At 37.0% G+C, this 23,635-nt stretch carries 14 protein-coding genes and 2 rRNA genes; 8 read left to right on the top strand and 8 right to left on the bottom strand.

The window, feature by feature from the left end; all coding sequences use genetic code 11:
• Positions 1-861 (top strand): Dam family site-specific DNA-(adenine-N6)-methyltransferase, encoded by an 861-nt coding sequence (locus AT683_RS04385; protein WP_011271924.1) that lies wholly within the window; start codon positions 1-3, stop codon positions 859-861.
• Between the two features lie 1,090 nt (positions 862-1,951).
• On the opposite strand, the gene AT683_RS04380 is transcribed toward AT683_RS04385, so the two are convergent.
• Complete coding sequence (locus AT683_RS04380) at positions 1,952-2,677, bottom strand: phosphatase PAP2 family protein (RefSeq protein ID WP_011271925.1); 726 nt, start codon at positions 2,675-2,677, stop codon at positions 1,952-1,954.
• Between the two features lie 69 nt (positions 2,678-2,746).
• On the opposite strand from AT683_RS04380, the gene ribA reads away from it, so the two are divergent.
• Complete coding sequence (ribA, locus tag AT683_RS04375) at positions 2,747-3,397, top strand: GTP cyclohydrolase II (protein WP_005629111.1); 651 nt, start codon at positions 2,747-2,749, stop codon at positions 3,395-3,397.
• A 315-nt stretch (positions 3,398-3,712) separates the two neighbouring features.
• Here the strand turns inward: ribA and AT683_RS04370 are convergent, their stop codons facing one another.
• Both AT683_RS04370 and AT683_RS04365 read right to left on the bottom strand, forming a co-directional pair.
• A complete protein-coding gene (locus tag AT683_RS04370; protein WP_050845960.1) occupies positions 3,713-5,257 on the bottom strand; it encodes a peptide ABC transporter substrate-binding protein in 1,545 nt (514 codons plus the stop codon).
• Entirely contained in the window at positions 5,250-5,612 is a 363-nt protein-coding gene (locus tag AT683_RS04365; protein ID WP_021035560.1) for a YbaN family protein, read from the bottom strand. The genes AT683_RS04370 and AT683_RS04365 overlap by 8 nt, the downstream gene beginning before the upstream one ends.
• Positions 5,613-5,736: 124 nt before the next feature.
• On the opposite strand from AT683_RS04365, the gene prlC reads away from it, so the two are divergent.
• The 6 genes from prlC (at position 5,737) to AT683_RS04335 (ending at position 16,155) form a co-directional block, all read left to right on the top strand.
• Complete coding sequence (gene prlC, locus AT683_RS04360) at positions 5,737-7,776, top strand: oligopeptidase A (protein ID WP_044365151.1); 2,040 nt, start codon at positions 5,737-5,739, stop codon at positions 7,774-7,776.
• A 231-nt stretch (positions 7,777-8,007) separates the two neighbouring features.
• Positions 8,008-9,552, top strand: coding sequence for a type I restriction-modification system subunit M (locus AT683_RS04355; RefSeq protein WP_044364928.1), 1,545 nt, complete (start codon positions 8,008-8,010; stop codon positions 9,550-9,552).
• 84 nt (positions 9,553-9,636) lie between these two features.
• Positions 9,637-10,902 carry a restriction endonuclease subunit S gene (locus AT683_RS04350; protein ID WP_050845962.1) on the top strand — a complete coding sequence of 422 codons (1,266 nt, stop codon included), beginning with the start codon at positions 9,637-9,639 and terminating at the stop codon, positions 10,900-10,902.
• A 1-nt stretch (position 10,903) separates the two neighbouring features.
• Positions 10,904-12,058 carry an AAA family ATPase gene (locus tag AT683_RS04345; RefSeq protein ID WP_038440859.1) on the top strand — a complete coding sequence of 385 codons (1,155 nt, stop codon included), beginning with the start codon at positions 10,904-10,906 and terminating at the stop codon, positions 12,056-12,058.
• 4 nt (positions 12,059-12,062) lie between these two features.
• Positions 12,063-13,061 carry a virulence RhuM family protein gene (locus AT683_RS04340; protein ID WP_038440857.1) on the top strand — a complete coding sequence of 333 codons (999 nt, stop codon included), beginning with the start codon at positions 12,063-12,065 and terminating at the stop codon, positions 13,059-13,061.
• Positions 13,062-13,071: 10 nt separating this feature from the next.
• Positions 13,072-16,155, top strand: coding sequence for a type I restriction endonuclease subunit R (locus AT683_RS04335; protein WP_011271929.1), 3,084 nt, complete (start codon positions 13,072-13,074; stop codon positions 16,153-16,155).
• 146 nt (positions 16,156-16,301) lie between these two features.
• Here the strand turns inward: AT683_RS04335 and AT683_RS04330 are convergent, their stop codons facing one another.
• The 5 genes from AT683_RS04330 to AT683_RS04310 form a co-directional block, all read right to left on the bottom strand.
• On the bottom strand, positions 16,302-16,931 hold the full coding sequence (locus tag AT683_RS04330) for a YkgB family protein (RefSeq protein WP_005658466.1): 630 nt from the start codon (positions 16,929-16,931) through the stop codon (positions 16,302-16,304).
• A gap of 213 nt (positions 16,932-17,144) precedes the next feature.
• The gene (locus AT683_RS04325; protein ID WP_038440855.1) at positions 17,145-18,941 is read right to left on the bottom strand and encodes an ATP-binding protein; all 1,797 of its coding nucleotides are present in this window, start codon (positions 18,939-18,941) and stop codon (positions 17,145-17,147) included.
• A 113-nt stretch (positions 18,942-19,054) separates the two neighbouring features.
• Positions 19,055-19,642 carry a uracil-DNA glycosylase family protein gene (locus tag AT683_RS04320; protein ID WP_038440853.1) on the bottom strand — a complete coding sequence of 196 codons (588 nt, stop codon included), beginning with the start codon at positions 19,640-19,642 and terminating at the stop codon, positions 19,055-19,057.
• Positions 19,643-19,902: 260 nt separating this feature from the next.
• Positions 19,903-20,018: ribosomal RNA gene (rrf, locus tag AT683_RS04315) — 5S ribosomal RNA — on the bottom strand.
• A 244-nt stretch (positions 20,019-20,262) separates the two neighbouring features.
• Positions 20,263-23,378, bottom strand: a 23S ribosomal RNA gene (locus AT683_RS04310).
• Between the last annotated feature and the right edge of the window lie 257 nt (positions 23,379-23,635).

Below are 23,635 nucleotides of genomic sequence, written 5' to 3'. Positions count from 1 at the left end.
ATGTTACGTCCGAAAAAACAATCTTTAAAACCTAAGTTAAAACACCGTCCATTTTTAAAATGGGCGGGGGGAAAATTTCGTTTAACGGACGAGATAAATAAAGCCTTTCCAAACAAAAAAAACTGCTTAATTGAGCCATTTGTGGGTGCTGGAGCGATATTTCTGAATTCTAATTTTGAACGCTATATTTTGGCAGATATCAACCCTGATTTAATCAATCTATTCAATATTGTTAAAGAAAATGTAGAGGGTTATATTGAAGATTGTAAGCCGATTTTCTTCGCTGATGATGCCAATACACCCGATTATTACTATGCTAAACGTCGCCAATTCAATGCATCAACAGATCCTTTCGAACGTTCGATTATTTTTTTATATTTGAACCGTTTTGGGTTTAACGGATTATGCCGTTATAACAGCAAGAATGAATTTAATGTGCCTTTTGGAGCTTACAAAACTCATTATTTTCCAGAAGATGAATTACGTTATTTCGCTCATAAAGCGCAAAGTGCGGTATTTTTATGCTGTGATTTTCAAAAAACTTTTGAATTTGCCGATAAGGATTCGGTGATTTATTGTGATCCACCTTATGCTCCGCTACAACAAGAGACTAATTTTACTGGTTATGCAGGGAATGAGTTTGGACTAGTGCAGCAACGTGCTTTGGCAGATTTAGCGAAATCTATACAAAAAGAAAAACAAATTTCGATATTGATCTCGAATCACGATACTAAATTTACGCGTGAAATTTATAACGGTGCTAAATTTAAACGGGTAAAAGTCCAACGTTCTATTAGCCAAAACCCAGAAAAACGCGTAAAAGTGAAAGAATTGATTGCGATATTTGGTGCTCGTAAATAATAAAAATAGCCCTTACTTTATACTAAAAGTACCAAAATCGTAATTTTAAAACCACAATAAAATAATATATTGTGTATTACCATTTATCTCTTACAGTACCTATATACTTTTTTGATACTAACCCAAAATACTCACAAGTCTGTAATTTTACCTGTAATCCTTTTGTTTTATCAGAATGATTATCTAGAAAACTCATCCAATCATCAGAATAATTATTATCCTATAGTAGAATGTAAATTATTTTAATAACGCCTTATTTGTACTGTGGATAATTCATCAAAATTTAAGCCTGTTATGCTTTATTCTTTAGTGTATAACAAATAGGATAAAAATGGAAAAAGCAAAACCATCCAAGCAAAGAAATTTTAATCACTGTCAAGGAGTACATTATTGAATTTGGTAATAAACCGTTAGGTTTAAAAGATACTACACCCAAATGCCACTGCCCTATTTGTGCTCAAGTTTTATTTGAGAAAAATGTTAATACAGTGCCATCCTCTAATAGCAATTTTTCTAATTACCCAAAAAGCGAATTCTGCCCCATAAAATTAAACTAAAGCAATTTATACCAATCATATTTTCCATTATCACCAAATAAAACGCATGGACTGAATTAAAAAATTCATTCAGAAAAAATTGGCAAAAATATTATCGTCAAATTAGTTTTTCGGCAAAAAACTTATAACCTATTGAATTTATTATATTAGCTAATCAACAAAAAATTTGGGAATACAATAAACTTGAAGAGTATCAAATTCCTTATATTCTATTAACATTAGCAGACTGTCCTAACCAAAAAGGAACATATAAAAATAAACGTCACTGCTGGTTTAGATTTTGGTTTGATGCTTCAATTCAAAGATATGAAGATATTTGGAATAATAGTTCTTTACCAGTATTGTGGACAACCTATTATTACCTATCAGGGAAACAAAGAAAACCTTCAGAAATAAATCTAAAAAACATGAATTATTTCATCATGGATAAAACTTTCTTAGAACAAGAAATATTACTTCCCCAATTTATTATTCAAAATATAGAACGGTGGTTTAAAACACACAATTTTGTATAGACAAGTCAGCACCTAATACTATTTCATGACGAAGATCGCCTTTTTCTTTAAAAAGGCAAAAATAATGCCATTAATCAACCATGCCAGTAATGTCGCCACCAATAAATCTATTGGGTAATGCATGCCTAATCGCACACGGCTAATCAACATCAATAAGCCCCACACTGCAATACCCACCACCAGCAATTTTGCTTTAAAAGAACGGTTACCCAATAATTGGGTAAAGCCAACAGCAAGCATTAGCCAAGTTGCCGCAAAAATCGTATGTCCAGAAGGGAACGAATACCCCGTTTCATTCTCATAATGATGAACTAACCAAGCTGGTGTGATAGCATCCATCGAATAAAAATTCTTAGCTATTTCAGCACGCAAAGTGCGGTCATTTTTATAAAAGTTTTCAGGCGTTGAATGAGTTTGCTCAGCTAGATAAACGGTAAACGGACGAGGTTCTTCAAATAATGCTTTTGCCCCTGTTTTTGCCGCTTGAGTTGCAATAACTGAAATCCCCATCACAATTACGCCTAATAGCCATTGTTTTGGATTTTTAAATAAAAACGCAAACAAAAGCGTAAATAACACACAGGTAATCAACGCATAAGGTACGCTACCCGTTTCAGTGAGCAAATAAAGCCAATAATCAGCTTGAGTTAATTGGCTATTACCATGCCATTGATAGGAAATACCCCAAATAAAAAATGGTACAAGACAAAGTAATAACGTATATAATGACAGCCTTTTGAACATGCTCGCCCCTTGATAATAAAAAATAACGCGCGCATTCTAACAGAAATGACTACGAATAAGGATCACTTTATGGCAAAAATTCAGCTAGTTGCGCAAGCCAATTTACCCACTGAATACGGTATTTTCAAAATGGTGGGATTTGAATTCCCAGATACAAAAAAAGAACATGTAGCCTTAGTGATGGGCGATATTTCTAATGCTGATGAACCTGTATTAGCACGTATCCATTCTGAATGTTTAACTGGCGATGCGCTTCACAGCTTAAAATGCGATTGTGGGTTCCAACTGGCGACAGCATTAAAACAAATTCAAGAAGAAGGTCGCGGAGTCTTAATTTATCATCGTGAAGAAGGTCGCGGAATTGGTTTGATTAATAAAATCCGTGCTTATTCTTTACAAGATAAAGGAATGGATACCATTGAAGCTAATCTTGCTTTAGGTTTCAAAGCGGATGAACGCAACTTTGAAGTCTGTGCCGATATGTTTGAGCTACTTGGTGTAAAAAAAGTTCGCTTAATGACCAACAACCCAGAAAAAGTAGAAACCATGAAAAAAGCAGGTATCAACGTGGTTGAACGAGTACCGCTTAATGTAGGCGAAAACCGCTACAACACAAAATATCTTGATACAAAAGCGAAAAAAATGGGGCATTACATTGTGCATAACAATGACGAACAACATTTAATGACCTGTCCACATTGCCAGGAAGAGATTATTTAACAAATAAGATATGTTAAAAAAGCCATACTGTTATATTGAACAGTATGGCTTTTTTATTTAAACTTTATGTTATGGAATAATCAAAAGATTTTTTAGCATATTGCTAAAAACGAGAAACCCCGTCTCGTATTCCAAAGAGCGGGGCTTATCAGGAGTAAGTAAAATGAAAAAAATTGCCTTTTTCATTTTCTTGATTATCTGTTGTTTAGTTAGCTGTTCCGGAACAGTTATCTAAGATAATCGCAAGGGGACGATGTAGGAGTTGTCCCCAATGCCTCCAATCTTAAAGAATTCTTTCCTTGATTGCAAGGGCAATTATTGACTTTGAACCTTTCTCCACAAATCTTTACTATAAATGGCACCGACAGAATTTACTTGTGCACCCATTATACTTGGCGCGAGATAAACTGGCGTACTATATTGAAAAATAGGTAACACTAAATGCTCTTGTTGAACTATCCCTTTTAATTTCGCGTAATTTTCTAACCGCACTTTTTCGGATGTCGTCGTCATTGCACTTTCAAATAAACGATCAAATTCCGCATTTTTATAGCCATTTTTGTTATCTGGGCTTTTTGAATAGAATAAATTTAGAAATGCTGCAGGATCATTAAAATCAGCACACCAGCCAGAACGAATTAATTGAAAATCGCCTTTTGTGCGGGCGGTTTGCAATTCTTGCCAGCTCATCCCTTGATTTTCAACTCGTAATAAATCAGATTGTGATAATTGATGATTTAATCGCATTGCAATGGTTTGATTCAGAGATGAATCATCATAACGAATACGTAATTTCAATGGACGAGTTTCACTAATTTGATTTTGGGAAAAGAGCTGTTCTGCAACAACTGGCTCCCAAACAGATTCTTGCTCACCTAGCATCGATTTTGGCAAAAAAGTATTGTTAGGATGAAGATGAGCAATATCTGCAACCAAATTCTTGGTAGAAATCATCGAAACAATCGCTTTTCTTACCGCACTTTTTTGCAATGTTGGATCCGAAAGATTAAATTCGTAAAAATAAGTACAAAGTTGCGGATAATCTTGGATATTCTGATCGACTTTTTTCGGATTCATTACAACATCAAAATCAGACAAATCTGCATCTGCTACAATTTTTTGATACTTCACTTGTTGAAATATCACTTTTTCTTTTGCCCAATAATAAGGATTGGCAATTAAAATATGCTGATTTTCAGACTGACTTTGTAACTGATATGCGCCATTGCTGATAAATGTTTCAGTCGATTTAGCATAGCGAGGCAAAAGACTGACATGTGCCAGCATAGAAGGTAAATATGGCGATGCTTTATCTAATTCAATGCGTAAAGTGCGGTCATTTTCGGCAAACAATCCAAGGGATTCAACAGCTAGCGTTTTCTCCAATACTGCCTTCGCATTTTTCAGATTCATAAAAGCCAAATAATTTTTAATTGGGCTTTCAGATTGAGAAAGTGTTTGCCAAGATTGTACAAAATCTGATGCAGTGATAGGCTCGCCATTTGACCATTTAGCATTTTCACGCAAAGTGAAAATCCAAGTTTTATTGTCTTCAGTTTGCCAACTTTCTGCTACAGCTGGAACAAGATTGCCCTGAGCATCATAAGCTGTTAATCCTTCAAAAAGATCTCGTAATAATTGAGTTTGTTCTTCGCTTTGTGCTTGCCAAGGTTGCAAAGTCAAATCGCCATAAACACCACGTTTTAATTCAACACGGTTGGACTCTAATTGAGGATTTTTTGGCGTTTCAACTTGTGGCGAAATAGGCTTGGGACTATCCAATTTATCACAAGCCATCATCGTAAAAATGATGGAAAAAATAACCGCACTTCGTTGGCACAAGGCGAACAAATTATTCATTTTCGGTTTTAATCCAAAATAAGAAGAACCAAAACTTAATACAAATCAACGCAACAATAACACTACGCCCTATTACACTTGGCGTGAAATAAAAACCAATTAGTAGCATTGTGGTAACAAAAGTCAAAATACAAATTTTGGTATTTTTCTTTAATGATCGATTTTCATGAAAGGACTTGAGATGTTTTTGATAAATACTTGTGCCTAAAAACCATTGTTCTAAGCGTTTTGAACCTTTTGTGAAGAAAAATAAAGTAAGTAATAAAAAAGGCGTGGTAGGCAAAAGAGGAAGGAAAATCCCAATGATGCCAATTGCAAGTGAAAGAAAACCTAAAATAATGTAAATAATTTTCATAATGTTCCTAATAAAAAAGAAAATGCAAACTATTATTACTGATTTTTTAGATTTTTCAACCTTGATATTATAGAATTTGCCGTCACATAAAAAAACAGTTTTCAAAAAAGGAACATTTATGTCTATGTCAAATCCATTACTTAACATTCAAGCCTTACCGCCATTTTCACAAATCAAGCCAGAACACATTCAACCAGCTGTTGAAAAATTAATTCAAGATTGTCGCAACACAATAGAACAAGTGTTAAAACAACCGCACTTTACTTGGGAAAATTTCATTTTGCCTTTAACGGAAACTAATGATCGGTTAAATCGTGCTTGGTCACCCGTTTCTCATCTCAATTCAGTAAAAAATAGTGCTGAATTACGTGAAGCCTATCAAGAGTGTTTACCTTTACTTTCTGAATACAGCACTTGGGTTGGGCAGCATAAAGGGCTTTATAATGCTTATTTAGCGTTAAAAAATAGTGCTGAATTTGCCGATTATTCTATTGCACAAAAGAAAGCCATTGAAAATTCACTGCGTGATTTTGAACTTTCAGGCATTGGGCTTTCCGAAGAGAAACAACAACGTTATGGCGAAATTGTGGCACGCTTATCGGAATTAAATTCACAATTTAGCAATAATGTATTAGATGCCACAATGGGTTGGGAAAAACTCATTGAAAATGAAGCAGAACTTGCTGGCTTACCTGAATCCGCACTACAGGCAGCACAACAATCTGCCGAAAGTAAAGGATTGAAAGGTTATCGTTTTACGTTAGAAATCCCAAGTTATTTGCCTGTGATGACTTACTGCGAAAATCGTACATTACGTGAAGAAATGTACCATGCTTATGCGACACGTGCCTCTGAACAAGGCCCTAATGCAGGCAAATGGGACAATAGTAAAGTTATGGAAGAAATTCTTACATTACGCGTGGAACTGGCGAAATTACTCGGTTTTAATACTTACACCGAACTTTCACTTGCCACCAAAATGGCAGAAAATCCACAACAAGTGCTTGATTTCTTAGATCATCTTGCCGAACGTGCAAAACCACAAGGCGAAAAAGAACTGCAAGAATTGAAAAATTACTGCGAAAAAGAATTTGGTGTCACGGAACTTGCACCTTGGGATATTGGTTTTTACAGCGAAAAACAAAAACAACATTTATACGCCATTAATGATGAAGAACTTCGCCCATATTTTCCTGAAAATCGCGTGATTTCGGGATTGTTTGAATTAATTAAACGCATTTTTAATATTCGTGCAGTTGAACGCAAAGGCGTGGATACTTGGCATAAAGATGTGCGCTTCTTTGATTTAATTGATGAAAATGATCAACTCCGTGGCAGTTTCTATCTTGATTTATATGCACGCGAACACAAACGTGGTGGTGCATGGATGGATGACTATATCGGACGTAAGCGTAAACTAGATGGCAGCATTCAAACGCCAGTGGCTTATTTAACCTGTAACTTCAATGCACCGATAGGGAATAAACCAGCGTTATTTACTCACAATGAAGTCACCACGCTATTCCACGAATTTGGGCACGGAATCCATCATATGCTCACGCAAATTGATGTATCCGATGTGGCGGGTATAAATGGCGTGCCTTGGGATGCTGTGGAATTACCAAGTCAATTTATGGAAAACTGGTGCTGGGAAGAAGAGGCTTTGGCGTTTATTTCAGGACATTACGAAACAGGCGAGCCGTTGCCAAAAGAAAAACTCACGCAATTATTAAAAGCGAAAAATTTCCAAGCTGCGATGTTTATCTTACGTCAGCTTGAATTTGGTATTTTTGATTTCCGTTTACATCACACCTTTGATGCGGAAAAAACCAATCAAATTTTGGATACACTTAAATCAGTGAAATCACAAGTTGCCGTCATAAAAGGCGTAGATTGGGCAAGAGCGCCACACAGCTTCAGCCATATTTTTGCAGGGGGCTACGCCGCAGGTTATTACAGCTATTTATGGGCTGAAGTCTTATCGGCTGATGCTTATTCTCGCTTTGAAGAAGAAGGTATTTTCAACCCAATCACCGGCAAATCATTCTTAGATGAAATTCTCACGCGTGGAGGCTCAGAAGAACCAATGGAACTCTTCAAACGCTTCCGTGGTCGTGAACCGCAATTAGATGCACTATTAAGACATAAAGGAATTATGAACTAATACGTCAAACTATAGGGCATGCACAACATGCCCTTTCTCAAATATTTTCCTCGACATAAAAACATAGTAAATTTTAACCGCACTTTATCTAGACAAAACCTGCAAACGAGACATTATTTTTACAAATAGCTGTAAGATAAACTCATAGAAATTCACGCAGAATAGACTAATTTCCTGTATAATTTTTCACATATCTATCCAACTCATTACACAAAATATTCTGAGGATTTTATGGCTGCTGCAATTCAACAACGTGCCGAACTTCAACGTCGTATTTGGCAAATTGCTAATGATGTGCGAGGCTCAGTCGATGGCTGGGATTTCAAACAATATGTGCTTGGCACACTTTTTTACCGTTTTATTAGCGAAAATTTTGCCAATTACATTGAAGCGGGCGATGAAAGCGTAAATTATGCCCAATTACCTGATGAAATCATTACACCTGACATTAAAACAGATGCCATTAAAACGAAAGGGTATTTTATTTATCCAAGTCAGCTATTCAAAAACGTAGTGGCGACTGCGAACACCAATCCAAACCTTAATACTGAACTTAAACAAATTTTTAGCGATATTGAAAACTCCGCTACTGGCTATCCTTCCGAACAGGACATCAAAGGCTTATTTGCTGATTTTGATACCACCAGCAACCGTCTGGGCAATACCGTTACCGATAAAAACAGCCGTCTCGCTGCCGTATTAAAAGGCGTTGCCGAGTTAGATTTTGGTGACTTTGAAGATAATCATATTGATTTATTCGGTGATGCTTACGAGTTTTTAATTTCCAACTATGCTGCTAATGCTGGTAAATCAGGTGGCGAGTTCTTTACACCACAATGCGTTTCCAAGCTAATTGCTCGACTGGCTTTATATGGACAAGACAAAGTCAATAAAATTTATGACCCTGCTGCTGGTTCGGGTTCTTTATTGTTGCAAGCGAAAAAACAATTTGATGAACACATCATTGAAGAAGGATTCTTCGGGCAGGAAATTAATCACACCACTTATAACCTTGCCCGTATGAATATGTTTTTACATAACATCAACTACGACAAGTTTGATATTGCTTTAGGTAACACCTTAATGGAACCACAATTTGGCGATGATAAACCTTTCGATGCCATCGTTTCTAACCCGCCTTACTCCGTGAAATGGGCTGGCTCCGACGATCCAACACTGATTAACGATGAACGATTTGCCCCCGCAGGTGTGCTTGCACCGAAATCTAAAGCGGACTTTGCCTTTATTTTACATGCGTTAAGTTATCTTTCAGCAAAAGGCCGCGCGGCGATTGTTTCCTTCCCTGGTATTTTTTATCGTGGCGGTGCCGAGCAAAAAATTCGTCAATATTTGGTGGATAATAACTATGTGGACGCGGTGATTGCGCTTGCGCCAAATCTCTTTTTTGGCACCAGTATTGCCGTAAATATTTTGGTGCTTTCCAAACACAAACCCAATACGCAAACTCAATTTATCGACGCCAGCGGTTTATTTAAATCTGCCACTAATAACAACATTTTAGAAGAGGAACATATCGAGCAAATCCTCAAACTGTTTGCCGATAAAGAGGATGTGCCGCATTTGGCAAAATCCATATCCTTTGAAGAAATCGCCCAAAATGACTACAACCTTGCAGTAAGTTCGTATGTGGAACAAAAAGACACTCGTGAAGTGATTAATATTGATGAACTCAATGCTCAAATTCGCAAAACTGTAGCCAATATCGACCGCTTGCGTGCCGAGATTGATAAGATTGTGGCGGAGATTGAGGGGTAAAATGTAGGGTGGGCTTTAGCCCACCAATTTACGATAACACATGGTGGGCTAAAGCCCACCCTACGAGGAACAATAAAAAATACAATGAAAAATAACCGCACTTTTTTAGAAAAATTATTGGATGGGGCTGAGGTTGAGTGGAAGACTGTTAAATCCCTTTGTAACGATAATTTTTGGTTAATGCCAGCTACTCCAGAATTTGATGATAATGGAACTATTCCATATATCACTTCCAAAAATATTAAAGGTGGAAAAATTGATTTCCAAAATACAAAATATATCAATAAGCATGTTTATCAAGAATTATCTAGAACTAGGTGCATTATAGAAAATGATATTCTGATAAGTATGATTGGAACTATTGGCGAAGCTGTAATTGTAAAAAAAGAAGATTTATTTTTTTATGGGCAAAACATGTATATTTTGCGATTAAATAATAAATTAGTTAATTATAAATTCTTTTTATATTATTTTACAGCACCATTTATTTTAAATAGTTTACTATCTAAGAAAAACTCATCTAATCAAGGTTATTTAAAAGCAGGGCAAATTGAGAATCTTAAAATCCCCATCCCCCCACTCTCCGTCCAAATCGAAATCGTAAAAATTTTGGACGCATTGACAGCGCTTACCAGCGAACTTACCAGCGAACTTACCAGCGAACTTATACTACGCCAGAAGCAGTATGAATACTATAGGGAGAAATTGTTAAGTGAAGAAGAACTTGGGAAGGTTGGGTTTGAGTGGAAGCCTCTAAAAGAAATAGCAGAGTATATCCGTGGTGTAACATACAATAAAACAAATGAAAGCCCTAACAATATTGGCTATAAAATCTTAAGAGCAAATAATATAACTTTATCAAGTAATACCCTTAACTTTGATGACATAAAAGTAATTAAATTTGATACAAAAGTAAAAAGCTCTCAAATGCTTTACAAAAATGATATTTTAATTAGTGCTGCAAGTGGAAGTCGGGAGCATGTAGGAAAAGTAGCCTTTATATATCAAGATATTGATTATTATTTTGGTGGTTTCATGGGGGTTATAAGATGTAACAATAACGTAAACTCTCGTTACTTATTTCACATATTTACAAGTAGCATATTCCAAGATTATTTGAATGAAGTATTAAATAGCTCAACTATTAATAATTTAAATTCAAAAGTAATGGATTCATTTAGACTCCCCATCCCCCCACTCTCTGTCCAAACCGAAATCGTAAAAATTTTGGACAAATTTGAAAACTTAACCAATTCCATCACCGAAGGATTGCCTTTAGCGATTGAACAAAGCCAAAAGCGGTATGAATATTACCGAGAATTATTATTGAATTTCCCTGGCAGAGAATAATATGACTAAAAGTTTAGACAAAATTGCAAAACAATTAAGAGATTCTGATAAAAAGGTTAATCTAATTTACGCCTTTAATGGAAGTGGAAAAACCCGTTTATCAAAAGTCTTTAAGAATCTTATTGCACCTAAAGAAAATCATGACAATGAAGAAGATCTAACACGAAGAAAAATTCTTTATTTCAATGCCTTTACCGAAGATTTATTCTATTGGGATAATGATCTACTTAATGACACAGAACCAAAATTAAAGATTCAACCAAATTCTTTTATTCGCTGGTTGATTAGAGATCAAGGGGATGAAGGTAAAGTAATTGGAAAATTTCATCATTATTGTGATGAAAAACTTATGCCTAAATTTGATATAGAAAATAATCAAATTACATTCAGTTTTGCACGTGGAGATGATACGCCTGAAGAAAATATAAAACTATCGAAGGGGGAAGAAAGTAATTTTATTTGGAGTATTTTTCATACGTTAATTGAACAAGTTGTTGCAGAATTAAATATCTCAGAGCCTAGTGAACGCACTACTAATGAATTTGATGAACTTAAATATATCTTTATTGATGATCCAGTAAGTTCATTGGATGAAAATCATCTTATTCAATTAGCTGTTGATTTAGCAGAATTAGTCAAAGATAGTCCCGATACTATAAAATTTATTATCACCACACACAATCCTTTATTTTATAACGTTTTATACAATGAACTTGGAGCAAAAAATGGTTATATTCTAAGAAAAGATGAAAATAAGAATGAAAAAGAAAGATTTGATCTTGAGGTGAAACAAGGTGGTTCAAACAAGAGTTTCTCCTATCATCTTTTTCTAAAAAATCTACTTGAAGAAGTTGAACCTAAAGATATTCAAAAATATCACTTCATGTTACTGAGAAATTTATATGAAAAAGCTGCTAACTTTCTTGGTTATTCAGGATGGTCAAATCTATTACCCAATGATGATGCAAGACAAAGCTATTACACTCGTATAATCAATTTTACTAGTCACTCTACGTTATCAAATGAGATAATCGCTGAGCCAACAGATGCCGAAAAGAAGATTGTTAAATATTTACTTGAACATCTAATTAATAATTATGGTTTCTATATAGAAGAAAATATTAAAGACCCACAAACTGATAATATAACAGAGTAAAAATATGAACGACTTAATCATCTACAACACTGACGATGGTAAATCTCACGTTGCTTTATTAGTTATCGAAAATGAGGCTTGGCTGACTCAAAATCAGCTTGCGGAACTTTTTGACACCTCTGTACCAAATATAACCACTCATATAAAAAACATATTACAAGACAAAGAGTTAGATGAGTTTTCAGTTATTAAGGATTACTTAATAACTGCCCAAGATAGCAAACAATATCAAGTAAAACATTATTCCCTTGATATGATTCTCGCCATCGGCTTTCGTGTGCGCAGCCCTCGTGGTGTACAGTTTCGTCGTTGGGCGAATACGCAATTACGTACTTATTTAGATAAAGGTTTTCTATTAGATAAAGAGCGGTTGAAAAATCCTCAAGGTCGATTTGATCATTTTGATGAATTACTGGAACAAATTCGCGAAATTCGAGCCAGTGAATTGCGGTTTTATCAAAAAGTACGAGAGTTATTTAAATTATCCAGTGACTACGATAAAACAGATAAAGTCACTCAAATGTTTTTTGCAGAAACACAAAATAAGTTGATTTATGCCATTACACAACAAACCGCCGCAGAGCTTATTTGTACGCGTGCAAATGCCAAATTGCCTAATATGGGTCTTACCTCTTGGAAAGGTGCTGTTGTACGTAAAGGCGATATTATTACCGCTAAAAACTATTTAACTCATGATGAATTAGATTCTTTGAATCGTTTAGTGATGATCTTTTTAGAAAGTGCTGAATTACGCGTTAAAAATCGTCAAGATCTCACATTAAATTTCTGGCGTAATAATGTCGATAATTTAATTGAATTTAACGGTTTTCCGTTGCTTATCGGTAATGGAACCCGAACCGTAAAACAAATGGAAACCTTTACCAAAGAACAATATGCCTTATTTGATCAGGTCAGAAAACAACAAAAACGCATACAAGCTGATAATGAAGATTTAGAAATTTTAGAAAACTGGCAGAAAGATCTGAAAAAGCAAAAGCATTAAGGAACTACTTATGACCCAATACAAAACTATCGCTGAATCCAATAATTTTATCGTTTTAGATCAATATAATAAATTTGTGGAAGAACCTAATGCTGGTTACCAAACGGAAGGGAGCCTTGAGCGTGAGTTTATTCGTGATTTACAGGCTCAAGGCTATGAGTATTTACAAGGGCTTAATAATCACGATGAACTGATTAAAAACTTACGTGTTCAATTACAACGGTTGAATAATGTTATTTTCTCCGATGCAGAATGGCAACGTTTTTTAGAGGAATATTTGGATAAACCGAGCGATAATCTGATTGAGAAAACCCGCAAAATTCACGATGATTATATTTATGATTTTGTGTTCGATAACGGACGCATTCAGAATATCTATTTGCTAGATAAGAAAAATCTTGCCAATAATTCTCTGCAAGTCATCAATCAATTTGAGCAAACAGGCAGCTATGATAATCGTTATGATGTGACAATTTTGGTGAATGGTTTACCCCTTGTGCATATTGAACTGAAAAAACGTGGCGTGGCGATTCGTGAAGCCTTTAACCAAATTCACCGTTACAGCAAAGAAAGTTTCAATAAAGAAAATTCTCTCTTTAAATATATTCAGATTTTTGTCATTTCTAATGGCACGGATACTCGCTATTTTGCTAATACGACTAAACGCAATAAGAATAGCTACGACTTCACAATGAATTGGGCAACGGCAAAAAATACTCTGATTAAAGATTTAAAGGATTTTACCGCAACTTTCTTGCAAAAGAATACTTTGCTCAATGTGTTGGTAAATTACTGCGTGTTTGATGTTTCCGACACTCTATTGATTATGCGTCCGTATCAAATTGCCGCCACTGAGCGTATTTTATGGAAAATCAAAAGTTCATATCACGCCAAAAATTGGAGCAACAAAGAAAGTGGTGGCTATATTTGGCATACCACAGGCTCAGGCAAAACCCTCACCAGTTTTAAAGCATCTCGTCTTGCGACTGAACTTGATTTTATTGATAAAGTCTTTTTTGTGGTCGATCGTAAAGACTTAGACTACCAAACGATGAAAGAATATCAGCGTTTTTCGCCTGATAGCGTGAATGGGTCGGAAAGTACCGCTGGGCTTAAACGCAATATTGAAAAAGATGATAACAAAATTATCGTAACCACCATTCAAAAATTGAATAATTTAATGAAAAGTGAAGAAAACCTGTCTATTTATCAAAAACAGGTGGTCTTTATTTTCGATGAAGCACATCGCTCCCAATTTGGCGAAGCACAAAAAAATCTAAAACGTAAATTCAAAAAATTCTATCAATTTGGTTTTACTGGCACACCTATTTTCCCTGAAAACGCATTAGGTGCGGAAACGACAACAAGTGTGTTCGGTACGGAATTGCATTCTTATGTGATTACCGATGCTATTCGTGATGACAAAGTACTGAAATTCAAGGTCGATTACAACGATGTCCGCCCACAATTTAAAGCCTTAGAAACAGAAAAAGATCCTGAAAAATTAACCGCACTTGAGCAGAAACAAGCCTTTTTACACCCTGAGCGTATTAAAGAAATCTCGCAATATTTGCTTAACAATTTTAAACAAAAAACCCACCGCTTGAATGCCACAGGTAAAGGCTTTAATGCAATGTTTGCGGTAAGCAGTGTGGAAGCAGCAAAACGTTATTACGAAACCTTACAAAATTTACAGGCAGAGCAGGAGCATCCGTTAAAAATTGCAACAATCTTTTCGTTTGCCGCCAATGAAGAACAAGATGCAATTGGCGATATTCCAGATGAGACCTTTGAACCCACTGCTCTAAACAGTACGGCAAAAGAATTTTTAACAAAAGCCATTGATGATTACAATCACTACTTTGGCACGAATTATGGCGTAGATAGTCAATCATTCCAAAATTACTATCGCGATCTTGCCAAACGTGTGAAAAATCAGGAAGTGGATTTACTGATTGTAGTCGGAATGTTCTTAACAGGCTTTGATGCCCCTACGTTGAATACTCTTTTCGTGGACAAAAACTTGCGTTATCACGGATTAATGCAGGCTTTTTCTCGCACCAACCGCATTTATGACACAACTAAAACCTTTGGGAATATCGTCACTTTCCGCGATTTGGAACAAAATACCATTGATGCAATCACGCTATTTGGCGATGACAATACCAAAAATATGGTTTTAGAGAAAAGCTACGAAACCTATTTTAATGGTGATGAAAATCAACGTGGTTATTTAGAGGTTGTTCAAGAGCTACAAAATCGCTTTCCTAATCCAACAGAAATCGAAACAGAGCAAGATAAAAAAGAGTTTGTAAAATTATTTGGCGAATATCTACGTGTCGAAAATATTTTGCAGAATTACGATGAGTTTGCAGCATTGCAAGCCTTACAAGCGGTCGATTTAAATGATCCGATTGCAATGGAGAAATTCAAGCAAGTACATTATGTGAATGATGAACAAATTGCAGAAATGCTGAAAGTACCCACTTTACCAGTAAGAGCGGAGCAAGATTATCGTTCAACTTATAATGATATTCGCGATTGGCTACGCCAAAGAAAAGAAGGGAATGATAAAGATAATTCGCCGATAAATTGGGACGATGTCGTATTTGAAGTGGATTTATTAAAATCTCAAGAAATCAATTTGGATTATATTCTTGCGTTAATTTTCGAGCATCATAAGAAAAACCAAGACAAAGAGGTGTTAATTGATGAAATCCGCCGCACAGTTCGTTCAAGTTTAGGTAACCGTGCTAAAGAGAGCTTGATTGTCGATTTTATCAACCAAACAAATTTAGATGATATTCCCGATAAAGCGACTTTAATTGACTCATTCTTCCTATTTGCTCAAGCAGAACAGCGAAAAGAAGCAGAATCCTTAATTCAAGAAGAAAATTTGAATGTCGATGCAGCAAAACGCTATATCAGCACTTCATTAAAACGCGAATATGCCAGTGAAAACGGCACAGCGTTAAATGAAGTATTGCCAAAAATGAGTCCACTTACTCCACAATATCTCACTAAAAAGCAGACAATTTTCCAAAAAATTGCTGCATTTGTAGAGAAATTTAAAGGGGTTGGTGGAAAGATTTAAATTTAATATATCAACAATTAGACATCTTATTAAGACATAAAGGCATTATGAATTAATAATACAAAACGTAATGATCAATATTTAACTAGTCGTGATAATAAAAACAGCTCCAATTTATACTTGGAGCTGTTTTTATATCGATAAACTTATTTTTTACGTGCTAAAATTCGATTTGCACACTCTGCTGCAGCTGTTAAGCCACCTGCCATCATAATAATATCTTTAATCACTAAACGACCAACTCCAGATAAATAAGGGAAACCATAGGCTGGCGTTGGTAAATCTCCACCTAGATTAGGCACCCAAGCCTCGGGCGTTGTGATTAAAAATGACAGCGTGACTATTGACATGCCAAATGTCAGTAGGCCTCCTGCTAAACCTGCCGTTGCATTCCAAATACCAGCTAAAGTAAGAATACCAACAGTAACAATAATTGCTCCAATAATGTAAGAAGCCGTATAGGTGCCATTTTCTTTATGCCATTCGATGTTTTTTGCAACCATCTTTCCTTCAGGATTTTTGTGTAGTGTATATTCCATCACTAACTCTCCTTTATCATTCGGCACTAAATTTGGCCCTTTTTCATACATATAGCTAAAAAATGGGCTATTTGATACAAAGTGGGCAATTCCATCTGCCTCATATTGACAAACTTTCAAACCACCGATCCATGCCATTACAATAAAAATAGCAATACGGATAAAATTAATAAATTGACGCTGCATTGGTGCAACAATTCTCGCGACAAATTCAACAAATGTATTAAATACTGACATATAAATTTCCACATAAAAGTAAATAAAATTGAGAGCCTAATTCTACTCGCTTTAATATTAAAAAGCAAAATCAATTCCCTTTAATATAAAGGTAAATAACGGAGAAATTTGAAAAGTTTTACTAATTAAAATAAAATTTGATTTTCCCATTTTAAGCCTATTTATTATCTTTAAATCACATTTAAATAATCTTTACACAACTACCTTATGATATTAAAATTTACAAAATTTAAGCAAATCCTCCACATCTTCTAACCAAAGATTTCCAATTTCATCAATCAATTCTCCACAATTAAAAACATCAGAATTTTTAGCCGCACTTTCTAAAGTATCCGCTAATTGACGTAAATGATTTAACCCTACCGATGCCGCTGCGCCTTTAATTTTATGGGCGGTATCTTCTGTTTCTTTCATATTATCTTTTGATAATTGAGCCAGATAATTTGGCATAGTTTGTTTGAATAAAGATAAATTTTCTAAAATTTGTTTTTTTCCAAGTGTTTCTATCAGCGCTAAATCAAACTGTTCTGAAAGCTCATTATCATCATTCATTTCTATAATAGATTCGCTTTCATCTGCAAAAAATTGCTGTAGACAATGGTGTAAATCCTTAATTGAAATGGGTTTACGTAATACGCCATCCATGCCCATTTCTAAATATTCTTGCTCGCTTTGCATAACATTCGCGGTAAAAGCAATCATTGGCGGTAAAAAATCATAAATACCGTTTTCATAGTTCTCTCGCAAATATTGGGCAATTTCAAAACCACTCATATCTGGTAATTTAATATCGAGCAATAGAATGTCGTAAACATTTTTCTCAAATAAAGTAATCGCCTGCTTGCCATTTGTCGCAACATCAACATGATGCCCAAGTTTTTCTAAAATAGTTTTTGCAACCATAATATTGAGATCAACATCTTCCACTAAAAGAATATTCAAGGATGGTATATTTTTCTTAACAGATTCTTTTTCAGAAATTTCCTGAGCGTGGAGAGTAAGATGGAAAGTCGCGCCTTTTCCTCGCTCACTTTCAACTGTTAAATCCCCTTCCATTAACTGAGCGAGATTTTTAGAAATAGCCAACCCAATACCGCTACCCGCACTTTGCTGACGGCTTTCTTTCACTTGATAATACATTTCAAAAATATGTTTTTGTTCTTCAGGTGAAATCCCCATTCCTGTATCTTTCACAATAAAATGGTAACAATCCTGATTTCTCATAATTTTAAGAATAATATTTCCCTGATCCGTAAACTTCACCGCATTACTAATTAAGTTCCACAAAATTTGGCTCAAGCGAACACGATCAAGATTCAACCAATTAGGCAAATTAGGTTCAAGCTCTAAAGAAAAAATAAGATTTTTTTCTTTGGCGAGGAAACTAGCAAAATTATAAATATCGTTTAATAAGGCGGGGAAATCTGTTGGCTGGCGATTTAATTCAATTCGGCTGGCATCAATTTTTTCCAAATCAATAATATCGCTAAAAATATAGCCTAAACTGACCGCACTTATGTTGATAGTTTTTAAATAATTACGCTGGAGATCATCCAATTCATCATCAAGTAAAATTTGACTAAGCCCGACAATCCCATTCAATGGCGTGCGAAATTCATGGCTTATTGTGGCAAGTAAGGTACTTTTATCACGGCTATTTTTTTCTAACTTTTCCAATGCTTGGGATAATTTTTTCTGAGCAGCAATTCGCTCGGCGACCTCATTTTCCAATCGATTAACCGAGCTAGAAAGATCAAGACGAGAATGTTCAAGTTTTTCTACTAATAAAGTGAAAAAATAAATAACAAAAGGCGCAGTGAGTAAGCCAAAAGTTACAGAACGAAAAATATCTACCCAAGATATCTGATGAACAATAAATAGACTAAATAAAATCTGAGTACAAAGGGCTAAAACCGCGAGAATCATCACGCCTAAAAGAGAAAAACGAAGACGCCCAAGACGAATAACCCAATCCACATAACTCTGAGCAAAATATTTGAAATTTTTCATCAAATCTCCTAAAACATTATTATCGTTATAAAAAAACCTGTGCATATAGGCTTTATTATATCCATAAAGTAAAAGAGATTGTTATTACTATGTGTGCGTAAGAAATGAAAAACTTAATCTTTATTAATTATCTGTTTGACTAAAATTTGTAATTCAGGAATAACTTGCTCTTCAAACCAAGGATTCTTTGTTGCCCAAAGCTGATTACGTGGGGAAGGGTGCACGAGAGGCATAAAGTGCGGTAAGAATTGACGATAATTTTTAACAGTGTTAGTTACATTATCTTTATTTTCGGGTAAATAATATTTCTGTGCATATTGCCCAATAAGAATAGTGAGCTGAATATTAGGTAGATTCCCTAAAATCATTGGATGCCATCTTTCTGCAAAACCTTGACGAGGTGGTAAATCACCCGATTTACCTTTTCCAGGATAATAGAAATCCATGGGAAGAACCGCAAATATCCCAGAATTATAAAAATAATCGTAATCTACTCCCAACCATTCTCGCAGACGATCACCGCTTTTATCATTCCAATACAAACGAGATTGCTCAGCTTTTAACCCAGGAGCTTGACCAACAATATTAATTCGAGCTGTTTTAGGCGCCGAAAATAAAGGGAAAATTCCACGTTCTGTAAAATCTTTATTTTGAGGATCAGCGATAATACTTGAAGTTATTTCGTCTAAATTTTTAAGCATAATGAAGGAGATTAGAAATGAATATATAAAGTCTATTTGAAAAATATGAAAAATCAAAACTCTAAATGATGTAAATAGGTATATTTATTAAAACTATATTGTAGGCAATACAAAACTAAAAACTTGATATTGAAATACAATCTCTATTTTCTACTTTAATCCTTTTCATGAAATAATGAGTAAATTCCCAAAAGCTAAAACCCCATATCTTTCGACACGGGGTTCTTCTGTTTTTATTTAACTTAGATAAGCATTTGATAACCTGGCGGTGCCCTACTCTCACATGGGGAAACCCCACACTACCATCGGCATTACAGCGTTTCACTTCTGAGTTCGGTATGGTCTCAGGTGGGTCCACCGCACTATCGCCGCCAGGATAATTCTTTGATAACTCGTCTTTTCTCTTTTATCTCTCGTCTCTTTTATCTCTCGTTACTCAGTCTTTCCTATACCTTTCACTCGTTCTTATTGGTCACAAGCTGAATCCGATTTTCTTTCTATTAAGTCTTCTATATTTACTTTTCTTTGTTTAGTCTTTTACTTCGGTTTCCGCTCTACTTTTATTTGCTTCGCTTTTCATCTCTTACTTCACTTAGCTCCCAAAAACACTTGAGCGTTGTATAGTTAAGCCTCTCGGGCAATTAGTATCTGTTAGCTCAATGTATCACTACACTTACACACCTGACCTATCTACGTCGTAGTCTACAACAACCCTTACTGACTTAAAGTCAGGGATGACTCATCTCTTGGCAAGTTTCGTGCTTAGATGCTTTCAGCACTTATCTCTTCCGCATTTAGCTACCCAGCAATGCCTCTGGCGAGACAACTGGAACACCAGTGATGCGTCCACTCCGGTCCTCTCGTACTAGGAGCAGCCCCAATCAATCATCCAACGCCCACGGCAGATAGGGACCGAACTGTCTCACGACGTTCTAAACCCAGCTCGCGTACCACTTTAAATGGCGAACAGCCATACCCTTGGGACCTACTTCAGCCCCAGGATGTGATGAGCCGACATCGAGGTGCCAAACACCGCCGTCGATATGAACTCTTGGGCGGTATCAGCCTGTTATCCCCGGAGTACCTTTTATCCGTTGAGCGATGGCCCTTCCATTCAGAACCACCGGATCACTATGACCTACTTTCGTACCTGCTCGACTTGTCTGTCTCGCAGTTAAGCTTGCTTATACCATTGCACTAACCTCACGATGTCCGACCGTGATTAGCAAACCTTCGTGCTCCTCCGTTACGCTTTGGGAGGAGACCGCCCCAGTCAAACTACCCACCAGACACTGTCCGAGACCACGTTTCGTCATCTTCGTTAGAACATCAAACGTTAAAGGGTGGTATTTCAAGGTCGCCTCCACAATGACTGGCGTCACTGCTTCAAAGGCTCCCACCTATCCTACACATCAAAATTCAATGTTCAGTGTCAAGCTATAGTAAAGGTTCACGGGGTCTTTCCGTCTAGCCGCGGGTACACCGCATCTTCACGGCGATTTCAATTTCACTGAGTCTCGGGTGGAGACAGCCTGGCCATCATTATGCCATTCGTGCAGGTCGGAACTTACCCGACAAGGAATTTCGCTACCTTAGGACCGTTATAGTTACGGCCGCCGTTTACTGGGGCTTCGATCAGGTGCTTCTCTTGCGATGACACCATCAATTAACCTTCCAGCACCGGGCAGGCATCACACCCTATACGTCCACTTTCGTGTTTGCAGAGTGCTGTGTTTTTAATAAACAGTTGCAGCCAGCTGGTATCTTCGACCGGTTCAACCTTCGCCCGCTAGGGACTACAATCTACGCCGGCGCACCTTCTCCCGAAGTTACGGTGCTATTTTGCCTAGTTCCTTCACCCGAGTTCTCTCAAGCGCCTGAGTATTCTCTACCTGACCACCTGTGTCGGTTTTCAGTACGGTTTAGTAAAGCCTTTCGCTTAGTGGCTTTTCCTGGAAGTGTGGTATCAGTTACTTCAGCTCCGTAGAGCCTCGTCATCATCTCTCTGTGTTAAGGAAGTCCGGATTTGCCTAAACTTCCCACCTACCAACTTAAACGCACATATCCAACAGTGCGATAACCTAACCTACTCCGTCCCCACATCGCAGCTTTACCAAGTACAGGAATATTAACCTGTTTCCCATCGACTACGCTTTTCAGCCTCGCCTTAGGAGCCGACTCACCCTGCCCCGATTAACGTTGGACAGGAACCCTTGGTCTTCCGGCGAACGGGTTTTTCACCCGTTTTATCGTTACTTATGTCAGCATTCGCACTTGTGATACGTCCAGCTAACCTCTCGATTAACCTTCATCCGCTTACACAACGCTCCCCTACCCAACAGGCGTATCACTAATAATCCTTACTTCAAAAATACCCCGACTCAACGTTCGGGTTGCTTGAACAACCTTTCATGCCGCTTCGCGCCATTCTAGCTTGTTAATCGTAAGGCGTATTAGTGATACGCCTGATGCCGCAGCTTCGGTGCTATATTTCAGCCCCGTTACATCTTCCGCGCAGGCCGACTCGACTAGTGAGCTATTACGCTTTCTTTAAATGATGGCTGCTTCTAAGCCAACATCCTAGCTGTCTAAGCCTTCCCACTTCGTTTCCCACTTAATATAGACTTGGGGACCTTAGCTGGCGGTCTGGGTTGTTTCCCTCTCCACGACGGACGTTAGCACCCGCCGTGTGTCTCCTGAGTATCACTCTTTGGTATTCGTAGTTTGCATCGGGTTGGTAATCCGGGATGGACCCCTAGCCGAAACAGTGCTCTACCCCCAAAGGTGTCACCTCAAGGCTCTACCTAAATAGATTTCGGGGAGAACCAGCTATCTCCCGGTTTGATTGGCCTTTCACCCCCAGCCACAAGTCATCCGCTAATTTTTCAACATTAGTCGGTTCGGTCCTCCAGTTAGTGTTACCCAACCTTCAACCTGCCCATGGCTAGATCACCGGGTTTCGGGTCTATACCTTGCAACTATTCGCCCAGTTAAGACTCGGTTTCCCTTCGGCTCCCCTATTCGGTTAACCTCGCTACAAAATATAAGTCGCTGACCCATTATACAAAAGGTACGCAGTCACCCCATCACTTAATCCCACTGCTTCTTTTGGGTGGTTTGACTCGCTTCGCTCCTCTTACCATTGTTTAAGTGCGGTTGCTTTTCATCACCTTCCAATCGGATTAAGTGATGGGGCTCCCACTGCTTGTACGTACAAGGTTTCAGGTTCTATTTCACTCCCCTCACCGGGGTTCTTTTCGCCTTTCCTTCACAGTACTGGTTCACTATCGGTCAATCAGGAGTATTTAGCCTTGGAGGATGGTCCCCCCTTCTTCAAACAGGATATCACGTGTCCCGCCCTACTTCTCGTTAGCTTAGTACCACAATATGGTTTTTAGATACGGGATTATCACCCTCTTTGATTGTGCTTCCCAACACATTCTCCTAACCATACTGTTATCACTTACTGGCTCTTTCGCTTTCGCTCGCCGCTACTGACGAAATCTCGGTTGATTTCTTTTCCTCGGGGTACTTAGATGTTTCAGTTCTCCCGGTTTGCCTCAACAAGCTATGAATTCACTTGTTGATAGTAGATTCTTCATCTACTGGGTTTCCCCATTCGGATATCTTGGATTAAACGCCTCTTATCGACTCATCCAAGCTTTTCGCAGATTAGCACGTCCTTCTTCGCCTCTGATTGCCAAGGCATCCACCTTGTACGCTTAGTCACTTAACTATACAACCTCAAATGTTTTCAACCACTTTAAGTTTTCACTTCAAAGTGCGGTCAATTTGATGCGTATTTTTATTCAACTAAACACTTGATTGCTTTTGTTCAATCAAGATTTTTTTACAAAACAGGTTTGTTTTTAGAGTTTCCTTTTCAGTTCTCTCTTTCACTTTCCTGTCTTGCCTACTCAGACTTTCTCTCGAAAATCTCTTGTTTTCAGCTTGTTTCCAATTTTTTAAAGAACAGTAAGACAATCTAATAAA

Origin of the sequence: Haemophilus influenzae, assembly GCF_001457655.1 — a bacterium.
Taxonomy (GTDB): domain Bacteria; phylum Pseudomonadota; class Gammaproteobacteria; order Enterobacterales; family Pasteurellaceae; genus Haemophilus; species Haemophilus influenzae.
Note: the sequence above shows the minus strand (reverse complement) of the source record. Positions and strands in the feature narration are given on the sequence as shown.